19 protein-coding genes are annotated in these 15,508 nt (G+C 68.0%); 6 read left to right on the top strand and 13 right to left on the bottom strand.

The genetic code is table 11. The features are described 5' to 3' along the window. On the top strand, positions 1-1,753 hold a 1,753-nt coding region (locus tag Q8M82_RS17565), incomplete at its 5' end, for a response regulator (protein ID WP_305692610.1). 28 nt (positions 1,754-1,781) lie between these two features. Here the strand turns inward: Q8M82_RS17565 and Q8M82_RS17560 are convergent. Next, a complete protein-coding gene (locus Q8M82_RS17560; RefSeq protein ID WP_305692609.1) occupies positions 1,782-3,035 on the bottom strand; it encodes an SAM-dependent methyltransferase in 1,254 nt (417 codons plus the stop codon). 217 nt (positions 3,036-3,252) lie between these two features. Here Q8M82_RS17560 and Q8M82_RS17555 point away from each other — a divergent pair, with 217 nt between their 5' ends. Then, a complete protein-coding gene (locus Q8M82_RS17555) occupies positions 3,253-3,666 on the top strand; it encodes a DUF2177 family protein (protein ID WP_305692608.1) in 414 nt (137 codons plus the stop codon). On the opposite strand, the gene Q8M82_RS17550 is transcribed toward Q8M82_RS17555, so the two are convergent. From Q8M82_RS17550 to Q8M82_RS17535, 4 genes are read right to left on the bottom strand one after another with little or no spacing between them, the layout of a single operon-like run. Then, positions 3,663-4,688: an SAM-dependent methyltransferase gene (locus tag Q8M82_RS17550; RefSeq protein ID WP_305692607.1), complete on the bottom strand. Its 1,026-nt coding sequence runs from the start codon at positions 4,686-4,688 to the stop codon at positions 3,663-3,665. The two genes, Q8M82_RS17555 and Q8M82_RS17550, sit on opposite strands and share 4 nt — an antisense overlap. Positions 4,689-4,692: 4 nt before the next feature. Continuing rightward, complete coding sequence (locus Q8M82_RS17545; protein ID WP_305692606.1) at positions 4,693-5,505, bottom strand: DUF1295 domain-containing protein; 813 nt, start codon at positions 5,503-5,505, stop codon at positions 4,693-4,695. Beyond that, the gene (locus Q8M82_RS17540; protein WP_305692605.1) at positions 5,502-6,131 is read right to left on the bottom strand and encodes a ChrR family anti-sigma-E factor; all 630 of its coding nucleotides are present in this window, start codon (positions 6,129-6,131) and stop codon (positions 5,502-5,504) included. Before Q8M82_RS17540 ends, Q8M82_RS17545 begins: the two co-directional genes overlap by 4 nt. Further along, positions 6,128-6,670 carry a sigma-70 family RNA polymerase sigma factor gene (locus tag Q8M82_RS17535; RefSeq protein WP_305692604.1) on the bottom strand — a complete coding sequence of 181 codons (543 nt, stop codon included), beginning with the start codon at positions 6,668-6,670 and terminating at the stop codon, positions 6,128-6,130. The genes Q8M82_RS17540 and Q8M82_RS17535 overlap by 4 nt, the downstream gene beginning before the upstream one ends. A 257-nt stretch (positions 6,671-6,927) precedes the next feature. Between Q8M82_RS17535 and Q8M82_RS17530 the strand changes: the two genes are divergently transcribed. Both Q8M82_RS17530 and Q8M82_RS17525 read left to right on the top strand, forming a co-directional pair. Beyond that, positions 6,928-8,280 (top strand): NAD(P)/FAD-dependent oxidoreductase, encoded by a 1,353-nt coding sequence (locus Q8M82_RS17530; protein WP_305692603.1) that lies wholly within the window; start codon positions 6,928-6,930, stop codon positions 8,278-8,280. Next, positions 8,277-9,104: a DUF1365 domain-containing protein gene (locus Q8M82_RS17525; protein WP_305692602.1), complete on the top strand. Its 828-nt coding sequence runs from the start codon at positions 8,277-8,279 to the stop codon at positions 9,102-9,104. Before Q8M82_RS17530 ends, Q8M82_RS17525 begins: the two co-directional genes overlap by 4 nt. A gap of 51 nt (positions 9,105-9,155) precedes the next feature. Here Q8M82_RS17525 and Q8M82_RS17520 read toward each other — a convergent pair whose 3' ends face one another. From Q8M82_RS17520 to pdxH, 8 genes are all read right to left on the bottom strand, one after another. Then, positions 9,156-10,028, bottom strand: coding sequence for a hypothetical protein (locus Q8M82_RS17520; protein WP_305692601.1), 873 nt, complete (start codon positions 10,026-10,028; stop codon positions 9,156-9,158). Positions 10,029-10,251: 223 nt separating this feature from the next. Next, positions 10,252-10,506 (bottom strand): hypothetical protein, encoded by a 255-nt coding sequence (locus tag Q8M82_RS17515; protein WP_305692600.1) that lies wholly within the window; start codon positions 10,504-10,506, stop codon positions 10,252-10,254. Positions 10,507-10,606: 100 nt separating this feature from the next. Then, positions 10,607-10,909 (bottom strand): GNAT family N-acetyltransferase, encoded by a 303-nt coding sequence (locus Q8M82_RS17510; protein WP_305692599.1) that lies wholly within the window; start codon positions 10,907-10,909, stop codon positions 10,607-10,609. Between the two features lie 111 nt (positions 10,910-11,020). Continuing rightward, a complete protein-coding gene (locus Q8M82_RS17505) occupies positions 11,021-11,290 on the bottom strand; it encodes a hypothetical protein (RefSeq protein ID WP_305692598.1) in 270 nt (89 codons plus the stop codon). A 213-nt stretch (positions 11,291-11,503) separates the two neighbouring features. After that, positions 11,504-11,932, bottom strand: coding sequence for a TIGR02301 family protein (locus Q8M82_RS17500; protein WP_305692597.1), 429 nt, complete (start codon positions 11,930-11,932; stop codon positions 11,504-11,506). Continuing rightward, the gene (locus Q8M82_RS17495; RefSeq protein WP_305692596.1) at positions 11,929-12,411 is read right to left on the bottom strand and encodes an NUDIX hydrolase; all 483 of its coding nucleotides are present in this window, start codon (positions 12,409-12,411) and stop codon (positions 11,929-11,931) included. The genes Q8M82_RS17500 and Q8M82_RS17495 overlap by 4 nt, the downstream gene beginning before the upstream one ends. Positions 12,412-12,426: 15 nt before the next feature. Then, complete coding sequence (locus Q8M82_RS17490; RefSeq protein ID WP_305692612.1) at positions 12,427-13,149, bottom strand: SDR family NAD(P)-dependent oxidoreductase; 723 nt, start codon at positions 13,147-13,149, stop codon at positions 12,427-12,429. A gap of 68 nt (positions 13,150-13,217) precedes the next feature. After that, positions 13,218-13,832: a pyridoxamine 5'-phosphate oxidase gene (gene pdxH / locus Q8M82_RS17485; RefSeq protein ID WP_305692595.1), complete on the bottom strand. Its 615-nt coding sequence runs from the start codon at positions 13,830-13,832 to the stop codon at positions 13,218-13,220. Between the two features lie 126 nt (positions 13,833-13,958). Between pdxH and Q8M82_RS17480 the strand changes: the two genes are divergently transcribed. Further along, complete coding sequence (locus Q8M82_RS17480; protein WP_305692594.1) at positions 13,959-14,420, top strand: RT0821/Lpp0805 family surface protein; 462 nt, start codon at positions 13,959-13,961, stop codon at positions 14,418-14,420. Positions 14,421-14,557: 137 nt separating this feature from the next. Continuing rightward, positions 14,558-15,478, top strand: coding sequence for a DnaJ C-terminal domain-containing protein (locus tag Q8M82_RS17475; protein ID WP_305692593.1), 921 nt, complete (start codon positions 14,558-14,560; stop codon positions 15,476-15,478). The last annotated feature ends 30 nt before the right edge of the window (positions 15,479-15,508 follow it).

Raw genomic sequence — 15,508 nt, 5'->3', positions numbered from 1 at the left:
GCTCGGCAACGTCACCTTCATCGAGCGGCCGTTCCACCCGACGACGCTGGTCAGCATCGCGCGCGCCGCGCTTCGCGCCCGCCAGCGTCAATATGAGGCGCGCGCCAGCATGGTGGCGCTTCGCGACCTGTCGTCATCGCTCGAGGAGCGCGTCGAGGCAGCGACCGACGAACGCCAGGCGGCGCTGGCGCAGCTGCACGAGGCGCAGAAGCTCGAGACGATCGGCCAGCTCACCGGCGGCGTCGCGCACGACTTCAACAATCTGCTGCAGGTCGTCAGCGGCAATCTGCAGCTCCTTGCCCGCGACATCGCCGGCAACGAGCAGGCGGAGCGTCGCATCCGCAACGCCATGGAAGGCGTGGCCCGCGGCTCGCGCCTCGCCTCGCAATTGCTCGCCTTCGGTCGGCGTCAGCCGCTGGCCCCGAAGGTCATCAACCTCGGCAAGCTGATCCGGGGCATGGACGAGATGCTCAGGCGGGCTCTGGGAGAAACCGTCGAGATCGAGAGCGTGGTGGCCGGCGGCCTCTGGCACACGCTCGTCGATCCCGGCAATGTCGAGAACGCGCTGCTGAATCTCGCGATCAACGCCCGCGACGCGATGAACGGCAGCGGCAAACTCACCATCGAAGCCGGCAACGCGACACTCGACAGCGCCTATGCCCGCGCGCACCCCGATGTCACTCCGGGGCGCTACGTCATGCTGGCCGTCACCGATACGGGCGTCGGCATCCCGCCCGAGATCGTCGACAAGGTCTTCGATCCCTTCTTCAGCACCAAACCCGAGGGCAAGGGCACGGGGCTCGGCCTGTCGATGGTCTATGGCTTCGTGAAGCAGTCCGGCGGGCATGTAAAGATCTACAGCGAGCCCGGCGAGGGAACGACGATCCGCATCTATCTCCCGCGCTCACTCGAGGCGGAGGAGGATATCGCCTCCCACGACAGCGGCCCCGTGACCGGCGGCGCCGAGACCATCCTCGTCGTCGAGGACGACCAGGGCGTGCGTGAGACGGTGATCGAAACGCTGTCGGATCTGGGCTACCGCGTTCTGCAGGCGCCCGACGCAAAATCGGCGCTGGCCATCGTCGAGAGCGGCATCCCGATCGACCTCCTCTTCACCGACGTGGTGATGCCGGGACCGATGAAGAGCACCGAACTCGCCCGCCGGGCGGTCGAGCGGCTGCCGAACATCAAGGTCCTGTTCACCTCCGGCTATACCGAAAACTCGATCGTTCATGAAGGGCGGCTGGATGAGGGCGTCGAGCTCTTGAGCAAGCCCTATTCGCTCGAACAATTGGCCCGAAAGGTGCGCCATCAGTTCGCCAATGCCGAGCAGCGCCGGCAGGCGCTCGAAGCCCCGCGCTCGACGCAGCCGGCTTCCACGCCTGATCGCAAGCTGACGGTCCTGCTCTGCGAGGATGATGCGCTGATCGCCATGGCGACCCTCGACATGATCGAGGATCTCGGTCACGCGGTGATCGAGACGGGTACCGCGCGCGACGCCCTCGCCATGCTGGCGAAGACCGAGATCGACCTTTTGCTGACCGATGTCGGCCTGCCGGACATGTCGGGTACGGCGCTCGCCGCTCGGGTCCGCGAATCTTGCCCGGGCTTGCCTGTCATCTTCGCCACCGGGCATTCGCGGGTCGAAGGGGCGGAGGCGGATGATCGCACGGCGTTGGTCGTGAAGCCCTACCAGTCCTGGGACATCGAGGCCGCGATCGCCAAGGTTCTCGGCGCGCGGACTGGCGGCTAAGGCCCGGCCGACGCCGGGCGAAGCGGCCTCAGGCCACGGCCGAGTCGGCCGGCCCGTCCTTGAGCGTGATCGCAAACAGGCCGACATCGGTCGCCGCGCTGCGGAACCCGCCCTCGCAGTAACAGAGGTAGAATTCCCAGAGCCGGCGGAAGGGCTCGTCGAAGCCCAGCGGTCCGATCGCCTGCCACCGGACCAGGAAGCGTCGGCGCCACTCCTGCAGTGTCAGCGCGTAGCTCTCGCCGAAGCTGAAGCGATCGGCGAGGTTCAGCCCGGCGGCGGCAATCTGCTCGCACATCGCGGTGGGCGACGGCAGCAGCCCGCCGGGGAAAATGTAGTGCTGGATGAAATCGGCCCCGCTGGCATAGGAGGCGAAGCGGCTGTCCTCGATGGTGATCGCCTGCAGCACGATCCTCCCGTCCGGCTTCAGGCAGTTGCGCAGCGTCGTGAAATAGCTCGGCCAGAATTCGCGGCCCACGGCTTCGATCATCTCGATCGAGACGATGCGGTCGAACTGCCCGGTGGTATCGCGATAGTCCTGCAGCCTCAGATCGACCCGGTCGGACAGGCCCGCCGCCGCGATCCGCTGCTGCGCATAGGCGAGTTGCGAAGGCGACAGCGTGATGCCGGTGACATGGCAGCCTTCGCGCGCCAGCCGCTCCGCCAGGGCGCCCCAGCCGCAGCCGATCTCCAGCACGCGCTCGCCGCCCTTGAGCTGCAAGCGCTCGACGATGAGATCGAGCTTGGCCGCTTGGGCCTCCTCCAGCGTCTGTCCCGGCCGGGTATAAAGGGCCGACGAATAGGTCATGCTCTCGTCGAGCCATTGGGCGTAGAAAGCGTTGCCGAGGTCGTAATGCGCTGTGATGTTGCGCTTGCTGCCGCGGCGCGTGTTGGCACGGCCGAGATGCAGCATGCGCGTCACGACGCGTGCGGGCCAGCTCCCCGAGATCAGCGCTCGCAGCGTATGGTCGTTCACCGCCGCAAGTTCGATCACCGCGGTCATGTCGGGGCTGCTGAAGTCGCCGTCGCAATAGGCGCGCGCAAAGCCGATGTCGCTCTGCAGGACGAGCCGGCGTATCGCCCGCCAGCGTTTCAGCACGATCATCGCCTCGGGCCCGGGCTCCGGGGCCTGCTGCACCAGGACGGAGCCGTCGGGCGTCACCACCGTCAGCCGGCCCCGCGCCAGACGCGCCATCAGCTTCGCCAGGAAGGCGCGGGATAGCCCGAGGCTCCAGTCGCGGCTCGGCCGGTCCAGCGTTTCCTGATGCGTTTCTCTCGTCGTCATGGCTATCGGACCGACCCTGCTGGAACGCGACCCCGGCCTCGGCGTTGGTGGGAGGCGGGAGACCGCCGCCCCCATCGCCATCCGGGGCTTTCCATTCCATACGCTGCAGCCCGGCAAACAGATTTGCCAAGGTCAGCGCCCAGCGAGCCCTTGGCGAGGCCGTGCGATCCATCGACCGGCGGTCAGCGTAAAGCGTCGTCGTCAGCCGGAGACCGTCATGACTTTCATCGCTGGTTATCTCGTCTTCCTGCTGGTCTTCGGCGTCATCGACGTGATCTGGCTGTCGGTCATGGCTGGCCGTCTCTACCGGCCGACCCTGGGAGAGGTGCTGCTCGACAGGATCCGCTGGGCACCGGCGCTGCTGTTCTACTTCGCCTTCCCGGCCGGGCTGATCCATTTCGGCCTGATGTCGGCGCTGCAGGCCGGCTCGGCGATGGCAGCCTTCGTCAATGGCGGCCTGCTCGGTCTGCTCGCCTATGGGACCTATGACCTGACGAACTACGCCACCCTGCGCCGCTGGACGCTGACGATCACAATCGCCGACCTCGTCTACGGCACGGTGGTCGCAGGCATCTCGACGCTCGCAGCCTTCGCCGGCGTCCTGACGATGCGGAGCTGGGGCTGGCTCTAGGCCGGCCGCAGCCGGTAGTGGCCGACGCCCCAGGATTGTCCGCCGGCATACCCGAACAGTCCGCTCGTCGCGAGGAAGAAGAGCCGCCAGCGGCGCCGCCACAGCGCCGCATCCGAACCGTAGACTTCACTGAGGATCGGGTCGATCACCGCGAGATTGCGGTCGAAATTGCTCAGCCAGTCCTCGGCCGTGCGCCGGTAATGCTCGCCGCTCCAGTGCCATTCTTCCTCGACCGTGAACAGCTCGGGAAATCCGTGGACGAGCGTGCGGCTCGGCATCAGGCCGCCGGTGAAGAAGTGCTGGGCGATCCAGTCCGACCTGTCGTCGACATCGAAGCGATAGCACGCCGTGCGATGCGTGAAGACGTGCAGGAAGATCCGTCCCTCCGGCGTAAGCCAGCCGCGGGCGCGCGACAGAAGCTCCGTCCAGTTGGCCATGTGCTCGAACATCTCAACCGAGACGATCCGGTCGAAACCGCCCTCGCAGGCGAAGCTGTTCATGTCGGCGGTGACGATGCGGAGATTGCTCAATCCGCGTGCCGCGATCTCGCCTTCGATGAAAGCCCGCTGCGAGGCCGAGTTCGAGACCGAGACGATCTCGGCCCGCGGCAGCCGCTCTGCCATGAACAGCGAGAGCGAGCCCCAGCCGCAGCCCAGCTCGAGAATGCGCTGCCCGTCCGCCAGATCGGCATGATCGAGCGTCAGTTCGAGCGCCCTGACCTCGGCCTCGTCGAGCGTCGTCTGCGCCGTTTCGTAATAGCAGGACGAGTATTTGCGCCGGGCGCCCAGCACTGCCTGGAAAAAGGCGGCGGGGACCTCGTAGTGCTGCTGGTTGGCGGCGTCGGCATGTTGGGCGATCGGATAGGCCGCCATCTCCCGCACGAACTCGCTATCCGGCTGGACGTCGGCCTGCCGCAGTTTGCGATCCGTGCGGCCGACCAGCGTCGCGATGCCGGCGCGGGTCACGACGTCGGGCAGCGGCAGCCTTTCACCCCAGGCTCCAAGATTCTCCAGGACACCCATGGCTTCAGGCCTCTTTGGCGTTGGGTGGCCATGGCAGCAGCGCGCTCGTGCGACGCTGATAGGCGCGGTAGGCCTCGCCATGCTTGGCGACCATGTGCTCTTCCAGCGGCGGGATTCCGGAAATCTTCGTGAGCAGAAGCGTCATCGCCAGCGGCGCCAGCACGGCGACGAAACCATAGGCGTAGCCGGAGAGCGCGATGGCGATGACCGGATAGGCGGCCCACAAGACGCATTCGAAGAAGTAGTTCGGGTGCCGAGACCAGGCCCACAGCCCCGTGTCGCAGACCTTGCCCTTGTTGGCCGGGTCACGCGCGAAGGCGCGCAGCTGTCGGTCGGCCACCGCCCCACCACCGACACCGATGGCGAAGACCAGCACGCCGACCGCGTCCTGCAGCCCGAGCAGCGGAGCCGGGTTGTGCGCCGCCAGCACGATGGCGATGGCGAGCGGCGAACTGGCCAGCGCCTGCATCATCATGAAGCGGAACATCTGGCGGTCCTTGTCGGCGCCCCAGTCGCGCTTCAGCTTGGCGTAGCGCGGATCGTCCGAAATGCCGCGCGTGCGGGAGGCGACATGCAGCCCGAGCCGCAACGCCCAGGCCGCGGCGAGGGTCGCGACCAGCAGGCGCCGCGCCATCGGCCCGTCCCCGAACGGCAGCGACGCTGCTACAGCGCCCGTCGTCCCGAGACCGAAGGTCCAGAACGCGTCGATCCAGCCTGAATTACCGGTGCGCCGCTCGACCAGCCAGGCGGTCGTCATCGCAGCGGCCATCAGCGCCGCGACGGTCGCCAGGGCCAGGGCGAAGGAGGCGATGGTCACAGCCGCACCAGCGGTTGCAGCAGCCGCCCGAGCCAGCCGCGGAACTTCACCTCTCCCGTCAGGGCGACGATGCAGGTACAGCCCTCGACTGCGTCGACATGCGGGTGATGCTCGTGGTTCTCGTTCGCCTCGTCGAAGTCGCCGCGGGCAAAGCGGCCATATTCATGCTCATAGGCACCGGCGAGGATCGTCGTCCACTCATTGCCCGTATGGCGATGCTCGGGAAGCCAGGTCCCGGGGGCCGCGCGCAGCATGAAGACGCGCGCCTGCGCGCCCGGCACATGCACGCGGCGCATCGCCACGCCCCGGCCGATCGGATGCCAGCGGCCAAGATCATAGGGCTGCAGCACACGCGGCAAGCCCACCTCGCTCGCGCGGACCGGCCCTGGCGCGTCGTCCGGTTCGCGATCGAGCCGTGCCAGCGCATCCTCGGCCGAAGTCAGCATCGGCACGGCCTCGCCTTGGGCCAGCACGCCGCCGCCCACCGCCTCGATATCGCGAAGCGCCTTCGCCGCGGCCGCGTTGATTTCCAGATGCGCGGCGACCACGAGCGACATGCCCTCATCGAGCTGCCCGGCAGCAAATCCGGCCAGGGTTTCGTCCGACGCGAGATGCCGGGCGTTCATCGCAGATCCTCCAGATGCCGACGCAAATGCGCCATCGCGAGCCGCAGTCGCGATTTCACCGTCCCGAGGGGGATCGAAAGCCTTTCGGCGACATCCTGATGGCTGAACCCCTCGAGGAACGCGAGTTCCACGACCCGGTATTGCTCCTTCGACAAACCCTTGAGGGCCACGCGCACCCGGCTATCCCGCTCGGACCCGGCGAGCACCGCGTCGGGCTGCTCCGGACCCTCTTCCTCCTCCAGGATCTCATAGACCTGCGACAGCCGCGAGCGCTTCTCACGGCGGGCATGGTCGATCCTGAGATTGCGCGCGATCGTCGCGATCCAGGTGCTCGCCCCGGCCTTGGCGGGATCGAACAGGGCGGCCTTGCGCCACACCGTCATCAGCGTTTCCTGGGCCAGTTCCTCCGCCAGATCGGGCGGCGTGCCACCGCGCATCAGCAGGCCCTTCACGCGCGGCGCGAAGTGCTCGAACAACTGCGCGAAGGCACGCCGGTCGGCAGAAGACGCGATGGCCTGGATAAGGGCGTCTGCATCCATGGGAACGCTGGTCGAACCTCTCCGCACTCCGGCCGAGACCAGAGGTCGTGTCGTGCATCCTGTGGCGGGCGTTGCGAACATGACCGCTTTACGCAGCCCGCTCGCATCTGGATCAGAGCACCTGCCTTGCAACCGGTCTCCGGGACGGAAAGCCGGCTCTCGGTTCGCGCTACCATCTGTCACCCTCCTCATAAAGACTGAACCGAAGCCGGACCCCGTTCGTACCCGTGACGAAACATCGCGACACAGGTCGGTTCATGCACGGCTCCCTCCATAAACCGCTCGAGATCGCCGTCGTCGGCTCCGGCATTGCCGGGCTGTCCGCCGCCTGGCTGCTGTCGCAGGCTCATGACGTCACTCTCTACGAAGTTGCGCCGCGACTGGGCGGCCACGCCAACACCGTCGACGTTCGGCAGACGGGCGGGGCCAGCGTACCGGTGGACACCGGCTTCATCGTCTACAACGAGGCGACCTATCCGAACTTCAAGGCGCTGATGGCCCATCTCGGCGTGGCGACGAAGGCGACCGAGATGTCCTTTGCCGTGTCGCTAGACCAGGGGCGCCTCGAATACAGCGGGACCAGCCTGTCGGGCCTGTTCGCCCAGCGCCGCAACCTGCTCAGCCCGCGCTTCTGGTCGATGCTGGGCGACCTGCGACGCTTCTATGCGCAGGCGACGCAGGATGCGCTGACCCAATCCGCCGAGCATCAGTCGCTCGGCGATTATCTCGATGCCGGCCGCTATGGCGTGCCTTTCCGCGAGGACCACCTCCTGCCCATGGCGGCTGCGATCTGGTCGGCTCCCTGCAGCGAGATCCTGTCCTACCCCGCCGCCGCCTTCATCCGCTTCCACCACAATCACGGCCTGCTGAAACTGACCCACCGGCCGGTCTGGCGCACCATCGTGGGAGGCAGCCGCTCCTATGTCGAGAAGCTGAGGGCTGCCTTTTCCGGCACGGTCGCGACCCGGACCGCCGTGCGCAGCCTCGCGCGCACGGCCGATGGCGTCGCGCTGGAAACCGCCGAGGGGGAGAGGCGGACCTTCGACCATGTCGTGATCGCGGCCCATGCCGACCAGGCGCTGGCGATGCTGTCCGACCCGTCGGCGGATGAGAAGGCCCTGCTCGGCGCCTTCCGCTACAGCCGCAACCGGGCCGTCCTCCACAGCGACGAGACCCTGATGCCGCGCCGGCGCAGCGCCTGGGCGAGCTGGAACCATCTCGGCGACCGGACGACCCCGGATGCGCCTTGCGCGGTGACCTACTGGATGAACCGCCTGCAGGGCCTCGAGACCGAGAAGCCCCTCTTCGTGACGCTGAACCCGCCCCGCGATCTGGCGCCCGGCTCCGTGCTGCGGGACGAGATGTACGAGCACCCGATCTTCGACGGACCGGTTCTGGCCGCGCAGGCGCGCCTCTGGTCGCTCCAGGGCGGCCGCAACACCTGGTTCTGCGGCGCCCATTTCGGGTCCGGCTTCCATGAGGACGGCCTTCAGGCGGGCCTGGCGGTGGCGGAAGACCTCGGCGGCGTGCGCCGGCCCTGGAACGTGGCCGAGGAATCCGGCAGGATCGTCCGCACGCCGCTCGTCACGGCTCTGGACCACGCAGCATGACCGGCCAGGCCGCCTCCGCGCTTTATGTTGGCATCGTCCGGCATCTGCGGATGCGGCCCCGCGCGCACAAGCTCGCCTATCGCGTCTTCTGGATGCTGCTCGATCTCGATGAGATCGACGGGCTCGTGGGACGCCTGCGCTGGTTCTCGCGCAACCGCTTCAACCTCTACGCCTTTCGCGATGCCGATTATGGCGACCGCAGCGGCACGCCGCTGCGCCCGCAGATCGAGGCGCTGCTCCGGCAGGCCGGGATCGAGCCCGATGGCGGCCCGCTGCGCCTGCTGACGATGCCGCGCATCCTTGGCTATGCCTTCAATCCGCTCAGCACCTGGTTCTGCCACCGCCGTGACGGCGAACTGATGGCGATCGTCTACGAGGTCCACAACACCTTCGGCGAGACCCACAGCTATGTCGTGCCCGCCGCGGGCGAGGCCTGCATGGTGGCCCAGGAGGCCGAAAAGCGCTTCCATGTCTCGCCCTTCTTGGGACTCGACATGCAGTATCGCTTCCATGTCGTTCCGCCGGGCGAGACCATGTCCGTCTCGATCGACGGCTCCGATGCGCACGGGCGCCTGATCGCCGCCACCATGAGCGGCAAGCGGCGTGACATCTCGGACAGCGCCCTCCTGGGACTGCTGGCGAGCCATCCGCTGCTGACCTTGAAGGTGACGCTCGCAATCCACTGGCACGCGCTGCGCCTAGTGCTGAAGCGGATCCCATTCTTTCCCCATCCCCCGCCCGTGGAGCCCAATGTCACGCTGGGGCGCGAGGCGCCCGTCGCGCCCACAGCAGTGGCTGCAGGCATCGGCTCCTCGCCGACGTGAAAAGGGCGCCCGCAGGCGCCCTTGCCGATGTGATGAGCTGATGGAAAGCGTTCAGCGACCGCCGAAGAGGTCGATCTCCTCGTCACGGTGGCGCCCGCCGAGCATCGCCGCGAGATAAGCCGCAGCAGCACCGACCAGAAGAACCGCAGCGGTCAGGAAGGCGACGATGATACCGGTCTTGCGGGCCGTTTCGGCGGCCTGCCTGGCGGTTTCCTTGGCCTGGTTCAACCGGGCGAAAGCCTCGTCGATGCGCTGTTCGGCCTCGGTCTGGGGAATGTTCATCCGGGCGGCCATCCGCGAGGCGACATATTCGCGATCCGACGGTTCGAGGCTGCCACCCGCCAGGCTGCGGACGAGAATGCGCGAGGCTTCCTCGCGCTCGGCCTGCGTCGGCGGCGTGGCGCCGTTCGAGCGCATGACGGTGTCGAGAGCGGACGCGAGCGGATCAGCCTGCTGGCTGACCAGCGAACCGGCGCCATTGGCCACTGCTGCGACCCCCGACGCCGCCGTGCGCGCGGCGCCCACGAGCGACGATGAGGTGATGACGGCGACGAGCAGCGCCCCTACCGCCCAGACGACGAGCCCATGCGCGCCGTCCCGGACGCCGCGCTCATGCGCGCTGCCGTCGGCGAGGGGCTTGCGCATCCGCCCGGCGAGATAGCCGCCCGCGCCGCAGGCCGATACCGTCACCCACAACGCCCAGAGCGCGCCCGCGATGGCGAGGGCGACCATGCTGGTGGAGCGCCCGGCCTCGGCCGAAACCAGCGAAAGCCCGATCGCGGAACCGAACGCGGCCATGATCGTGGAGATAGCGGCCGAGAGCACCGCGCCCCCCAGGATCGGGCTCCATTCGAGATAGGACCCGGCCGCATTTGCGGAGCCGGGCGGCGAGACGACGACGACATCAGTTGAACCGAGCGACATGGGACAGGCTCACCGCAGACCGAGGAAGGACAGAATGGCCAGAACGACCACGACGAGACCGACGAGATAGATGATACTGTTCATGACAGCCCCCATTGAGACAAAGCGCGCGAGCGCCGTGCCCGCTCAACGAGGAGTCGGATCGGATGTTCCGTGCCGCGGCGCGTCGATGGGTCTGAGAAGGGCATATCAGTCGTCGAAACCGGAGAGGCTGGCGCGCAGATCAGCGGCGGCGCTTGGCCTGCCAGCGCTCGACCCGGTCGATGATCCACATCGTGAACCGCGCCATCGGCCGCTGCAGAAACGGGACGTCGGACGCCATCAGCATCAGCCCGAGCGGCAGCATCCAGACGCCCAGGATTGGAAGGAAGGAAAACACGCCGCCCAGGATGAGCACGAGCCCGACCGGAATCCGCGCCCAGCGCGACGCCGGGTGGCGCAGCCAACGGAGCGCCGAGGCCGCCCGCGCCGGCAGCATGCGCTCGAGCCTTTTGAAAGCGGCGCGCAGATCCTGCTGCGCGCTGGACGAGGGCGGCGCGGACCTCATGCCCCGAGCCCTTCCGCGATCGCTGTCTCGATCATCGACGGGGTGACAACACGTCGTCGAATTCGGGATGGCGGCGCGCCCATGAGGCGACGAATGAGCAGGCCGGCACGACCCTCCGTCCGCTCGCCCTCGCCTGCTCGAACAGGCCGCGCACCAGCTCCGAGCCGAGGCCCTGGCCGTTGAACGCCGATGGTACTTCCGTATGCGTGACGACCAGCCTGTCCCCGTCGCGGCGATAGACGGCAAAGGCCTGTCCGCCGGGAAACGCCATTTCGAACCGCCCGGCCGCCGCATTCTCGACCACCGGACTGGCGGCGCCCTGCACCCTGTTCATGAAAACCTCGCCGCGACCGCGCCAAACTCTATGTCGGTGCCCTGTCGCCCGAGTTCAACCGGCCAGCGCCACAGCTGTTCCCGCTCGATCGGAACAACACTCGGCGATTCGTCAGTGACGGGTGCCGCTGCTGAAGGCCCCGCTGCGGATCTTGTCGGCGAGCCCTTCCGCGAAGATGGCGGTCGCCTCCTCACCATAGGTCTCGACGAGGGTTCGGAAGGCCGCAAACAGCGCGGCATGCGCCAGCGCGTCGCTGTCCAGCCCATCCTGCTGCGCCTCGGCGAAAGCGTCCTCGACATAGCCGTAGGCGACGCGGCGGGCGTCGTGGCTGTCATCGGTCGAGACGAGGTCGAGCGGCAGGTCGTCGGAGATGATGGACATGAAGGCGAGAACTCTACGGCTTGCTTGATCGGCTTCTTGTCGCGCACCGCCCGCCCTGTTCGCGAACTGTGCCAGTTTGGGCTCTCGACGACCGGAGCCGTGCGGTTCGTAACCATAGGGCGTGCCAGAGCGGGACGCTACCACCCCCTTTAGGAAAGGTTAACGCGGCCGCGCAAATCCTCCGGACGGACGCAGTTCGCGGGGCGCTGTCACCTATCCGCCATAGCGGCCGGCCAGGGCCCGGGCGAGCCGCTCGCCTTCCGCGGCCAGCCGCGTCGACGCCTCCTGGCTTCCGTCCGTACAGGCCCGGTGCGTCAGCGAATAGGCGCGAAAGCCGCGGTTGTAGGAACTCGTCAGCCGCTCGCGACGTGCGGGCGTTCGCCCCTCCGCCTCGACCAGAGCCGCCATCCGGTCGCGCCAGTCCTGAGCCTCTTTGCCGCCGCAGAGCGTTCGCAGATAGGCGAGCGAGCCCATGATTTCGGCGAGTTTCAGCAATTGCGGCTCGTAGGGCGGCGGCGGCGGTTCCGGAGCAGGCGCAGGCTCGGCCGGCTTCGCGGCCGGCGGAGTGCGCTGCTGCGCAGGCGCGGCGCCCCAGGGCGCGGTCACCAGCAGCCCGAGCAGGCAGAGAGCCGCCCGCCTCATGCGCCCTCCTCGGCCCGGAGCAGGATTGCCCTCGCCTGCCGCAGGACGTCGCCCAGGTCCCGCGTCGTCGGCAATCCGCCGAGCCTGAGCGGGTCGGCCCACATCACGGCCCCGGCCTCCGGCCCCGGCTGCGGTTCGCCCGACAGCCATTCGCCGACGAAAGAGGCGACGACGAAGTGGTGACTGACGGCGCCCAGCGCGTCGCGCCCGAAGATCTCGACATGGCGGTTGAAGCCGACGATGCGCGCGCGCACGCCGACCTCCTCCTCCAGTTCGCGCAGGGCAGCTTGTTCCAGGGTCTCGCCGGCTTCGACCTTGCCGCCGGGCAGCGACCAGAGCCGGTCGGCCGGTGGCTTGGTGCGCGTCGCGAGCAGCACCTTGCCATCGCGAAAGACGGCCACGGACGCCGCCAGGACCGGGCGCGCCGGGGCCTTGCCCGGAGCCGGAAAGCGGATGACCTGGCCGCCGTCGCCGCTCATCTCAGCCGGCCCGGATCATACGTGCTGGCCGCCATTGATGTGCAGTTCAGCGCCGGTGACGTAGCTCGACGCATCGGTGCAGAGGAAATGGATCGCGCGGGCGACCTCCTCCGTCCGGCCGAGCCGCCCGAGCGGCAAGGTCGCCACGATCTTCTCGGTGCCCGGCGAGAGGATCGCCGTGTCGATCTCGCCGGGCGAGATCGAGTTCACGCGAATGCCCAGCGGGCCGAAGTCGGAGGCCATCTCGCGGGTCAGGCTGGCCAGCGCCGCCTTCGAGGTCGCATAGGCGGCGCCGGCAAAGGGGTGGACGCGCGATCCCGCAATCGAGGTGACGTTGACGATCGTGCCCTTCGCCGCCGTCAACTCGTCGAGCAGGCCACGCGCCAGCATGATCGGCGCGAAGAAATTGACCTGGAAGACCTTGTGCCAGTCGTTGAAGGAGGTCGTCGCCGCGCCCAGACGGGCCCCTTTCGGCCCCTTGGGCGAGATCCCGGCATTGTTGACGAGCGCATTGAGCTTTCCGCCCTCGGCCGCCAGCCTACGCTTGATCTCGGCGATGCCGCGCATCGTGTCCTCGGGATCGCCGAGGTCGATCTGGATGTGGTCGTCCGCCCCCGACGGCCAAGGGCATTTGTCCGAGAAGGCCTGTCGCGAGCAGGACAGGATCCGCCAGCCCGCCATCGCGAACTGCATCACCGTGGCATGGCCGATGCCACGGCTGGCCCCCGTGAGCAGCATCACCGGCCGCTTGCCGGGCTCGGTCTTGGGAAAGTCGAATTTCGGCATCGCCATCGGGCTATCGATCCTCAAGGATAAAGGCGGGCGCGCACCCAGGGCTCGCCGACCTGGGCGCGACGGAAGACGACGCGATCGTGCAGACGGAAGGCTCCGTCCCGCCAGAACTCGAGATAGACCGGGCTGACGCGAAAACCCGTCCAATGCGGCGGGCGCGGTATCGTGCCGACGCCGAACTTCGCCGCCTGGATCGCGACCGCCTTTTCCAGCGCAAAGCGGCTTTCCAGCGGGCGCGACTGCTGCGAGGCCCAGGCGCCGATGCGGCTGTCGCGCGGGCGCGACTGGAAATAGGCATCGGCCATCTCGTCGCTGACGACCGTCACGGCACCGCGAATCCGAATCTGCCGGCGCAGGCTCTTCCAGTGGAACAGCAGCGCCGCCTTGGGCTGGCCGAGCAGTTCCTCGCCCTTCTGGCTCTGGGTGTTGGTGTAGAAGACGAAATCCTCGCCGTCGCGCCCGTTGAGCAGCACCATCCGGCTGTTGGGTAGGCCCTCCGCATCGACCGTCGAGAGCGCCATGGCGTTGGGATCGTTCGGCTCGCTCTTTTTCGCCTCGTCGAACCACGACTGGAAGAGCACGAACGGGTCCTGTTCCTGGGTGAAGTCACCGCTCGTTAACTGTTCCACGTTCTAATCCTCGGCAAATGAAGCACTGCGTTTGGGCGAGCGCGAGCGGTGATACCGGACCTGACCGAGCGACTATATAGGACAGGCCGGCGGCCGTCCCAAAGCCTTCCGCAGCGCAGCCGCGTCATGCGTATCCGCGGCTTTGGCGCAGCCCTGGTTCTGGCCCTGGCCGGCGCCGGCTGCTCGGTGTCGTTTCCCATCCTGGGGCTGTCGAGCAAGGCCGAGGACGAGATCGCCACGACCTCCTCGGTGCTGCCGGCGCGCGGCGCCAGTAAGCCGGGCGCCCTCGCCTCGCTGACCTCCGAACTCGGACCCGAAGATTTGCGCCGCGCCGAAGGCGCGATGGCGGTCGCGCTCGATCCACAGGGCAACGGCGCGGCCGTCTCCTGGGACAATCCCCAGAGTGGCGTGAAGGGCTCCTTCATTCCTGTGGGCGGCCCTTTCCTGCGGGCCGACGAGATCTGCCGCGCCTTCATCGCCCAGGTCCAGACTCAGACGAAACCCGCCAAGCTCCAGGGCACCGCCTGCCGGCCTTCGGGCGGCGAATGGGCCGTCAAGGACGTTGCTCCCTGGCAAGGCACGGGCTGATCGCCTGAGGCGCCATCGATCTGCCGCGCCGGCTGTTGCACTCAGGCCACACCATTCCCAGATAAGGCTCGACGATCAGGCTGGCCTCCGGCGCGTGTCCCGGCGGGCCGGTCGCCAGTGCCACATGGGGTTCATCGATGCGCGACCCGTATCAGATTCTGGGCGTCGCCCGCACGGCGAGCGAGGCGGAGATCAAGAAGGCCTACCGCCGCCGCGCCAAGGATCTGCATCCCGACCGCAATCGGGATGATCCGAAGGCGCAGGACCGCTTCGCGGAACTGAACGGCGCCTATGAGATCGTCGGCGACGAGACCAAGCGCAAGCAGTTCGACCGCGGCGAGATCGATGGCGAGGGCAAGCCGAAATTCTCCGGCTTCGAAGGCATGGGCGCGGGCCGCGGCGGCCGGGCCGGCGGCTTCGAGTTCAACTTCGGCCAGGGCGGAGGCGGCAACCCCTTCGGCGCGGGCGGCGGAGCAGGCGCGGGCTTCGACCCGTCCGACATTTTCGGCTCGCTGTTCGGTGACGCCGCGCGCCGGGCGGGGCGAACCCGTGCCGAGGCCCCCAAGCCCCCGGAGCAGAGCTTCACGCTGGAGGTGACCCTGGCCCAGGCGGCCGCCGGCGCGACGCGACGCGTCAGGCTGCCCAGTGGCCGCGAAGTCGAGGTCACGATCCCCGAGGGCGTCGCCGACGGCAAGGTCATGCGGCTGCGTGGGCTCGGCCCGACCGATCCCTTTTCCGGCCAGGCCGGCGACGTGTTGATGACGATCAAGGTCAAGCCGGATTCGCGCTTCACCGTCGAGGGCAACGATCTGCGCATTCGCGTCCCCGTGCCGCTCGCACGCGCCGTTCTCGGCGGTGAGGTGCATGTGCCGACGCTCACCGGTGCGGTCGAGATGAAGATTCCAGCCCTGACCGGCACCACCCGGTCCTTCCGCCTGCGCGGCAAGGGGCTCAAGGGCGAGGGCGACGCGGTCGGCGATCTCTTCGTCTCGATCGACATCGAGATGCCGGAGAGCGACGCCGAGCTGACCGCACTGATGAAGGCCCGCACGGCGTAATCCACCGGCGCCGGATTCCGGCAAATCCGG

Origin of the sequence: Allobosea sp. (genome assembly GCF_030694325.1) — a bacterium.
Classification (GTDB): domain Bacteria; phylum Pseudomonadota; class Alphaproteobacteria; order Rhizobiales; family Beijerinckiaceae; genus Allobosea.
This window is presented reverse-complemented; position numbering and strand designations above follow the sequence as displayed.

Coding starts and splice junctions, on each gene's coding strand:
- Q8M82_RS17535 (WP_305692604.1), bottom strand. CDS start 6,670: ATGGATGCAGACGCCCTTATCCAGGCCATCGCGTCTTCTGCCGACCGG.
- Q8M82_RS17490 (WP_305692612.1), bottom strand. CDS start 13,149: ATGCTGCTCACGGGGGCCAGCCGTGGCATCGGCCATGCCACGGTGATG.
- Q8M82_RS17540 (WP_305692605.1), bottom strand. CDS start 6,131: ATGAACGCCCGGCATCTCGCGTCGGACGAAACCCTGGCCGGATTTGCT.
- Q8M82_RS17520 (WP_305692601.1), bottom strand. CDS start 10,028: ATGTCGCTCGGTTCAACTGATGTCGTCGTCGTCTCGCCGCCCGGCTCC.
- Q8M82_RS17560 (WP_305692609.1), bottom strand. CDS start 3,035: ATGACGACGAGAGAAACGCATCAGGAAACGCTGGACCGGCCGAGCCGC.
- Q8M82_RS17480 (WP_305692594.1), top strand. CDS start 13,959: ATGCGTATCCGCGGCTTTGGCGCAGCCCTGGTTCTGGCCCTGGCCGGC.
- Q8M82_RS17495 (WP_305692596.1), bottom strand. CDS start 12,411: ATGAGCGGCGACGGCGGCCAGGTCATCCGCTTTCCGGCTCCGGGCAAG.
- Q8M82_RS17530 (WP_305692603.1), top strand. CDS start 6,928: ATGCACGGCTCCCTCCATAAACCGCTCGAGATCGCCGTCGTCGGCTCC.
- Q8M82_RS17510 (WP_305692599.1), bottom strand. CDS start 10,909: ATGAACAGGGTGCAGGGCGCCGCCAGTCCGGTGGTCGAGAATGCGGCG.
- Q8M82_RS17555 (WP_305692608.1), top strand. CDS start 3,253: ATGACTTTCATCGCTGGTTATCTCGTCTTCCTGCTGGTCTTCGGCGTC.
- Q8M82_RS17475 (WP_305692593.1), top strand. CDS start 14,558: ATGCGCGACCCGTATCAGATTCTGGGCGTCGCCCGCACGGCGAGCGAG.
- Q8M82_RS17525 (WP_305692602.1), top strand. CDS start 8,277: ATGACCGGCCAGGCCGCCTCCGCGCTTTATGTTGGCATCGTCCGGCAT.
- Q8M82_RS17505 (WP_305692598.1), bottom strand. CDS start 11,290: ATGTCCATCATCTCCGACGACCTGCCGCTCGACCTCGTCTCGACCGAT.
- Q8M82_RS17550 (WP_305692607.1), bottom strand. CDS start 4,688: ATGGGTGTCCTGGAGAATCTTGGAGCCTGGGGTGAAAGGCTGCCGCTG.
- Q8M82_RS17515 (WP_305692600.1), bottom strand. CDS start 10,506: ATGCTGCCGGCGCGGGCGGCCTCGGCGCTCCGTTGGCTGCGCCACCCG.
- Q8M82_RS17500 (WP_305692597.1), bottom strand. CDS start 11,932: ATGAGGCGGGCGGCTCTCTGCCTGCTCGGGCTGCTGGTGACCGCGCCC.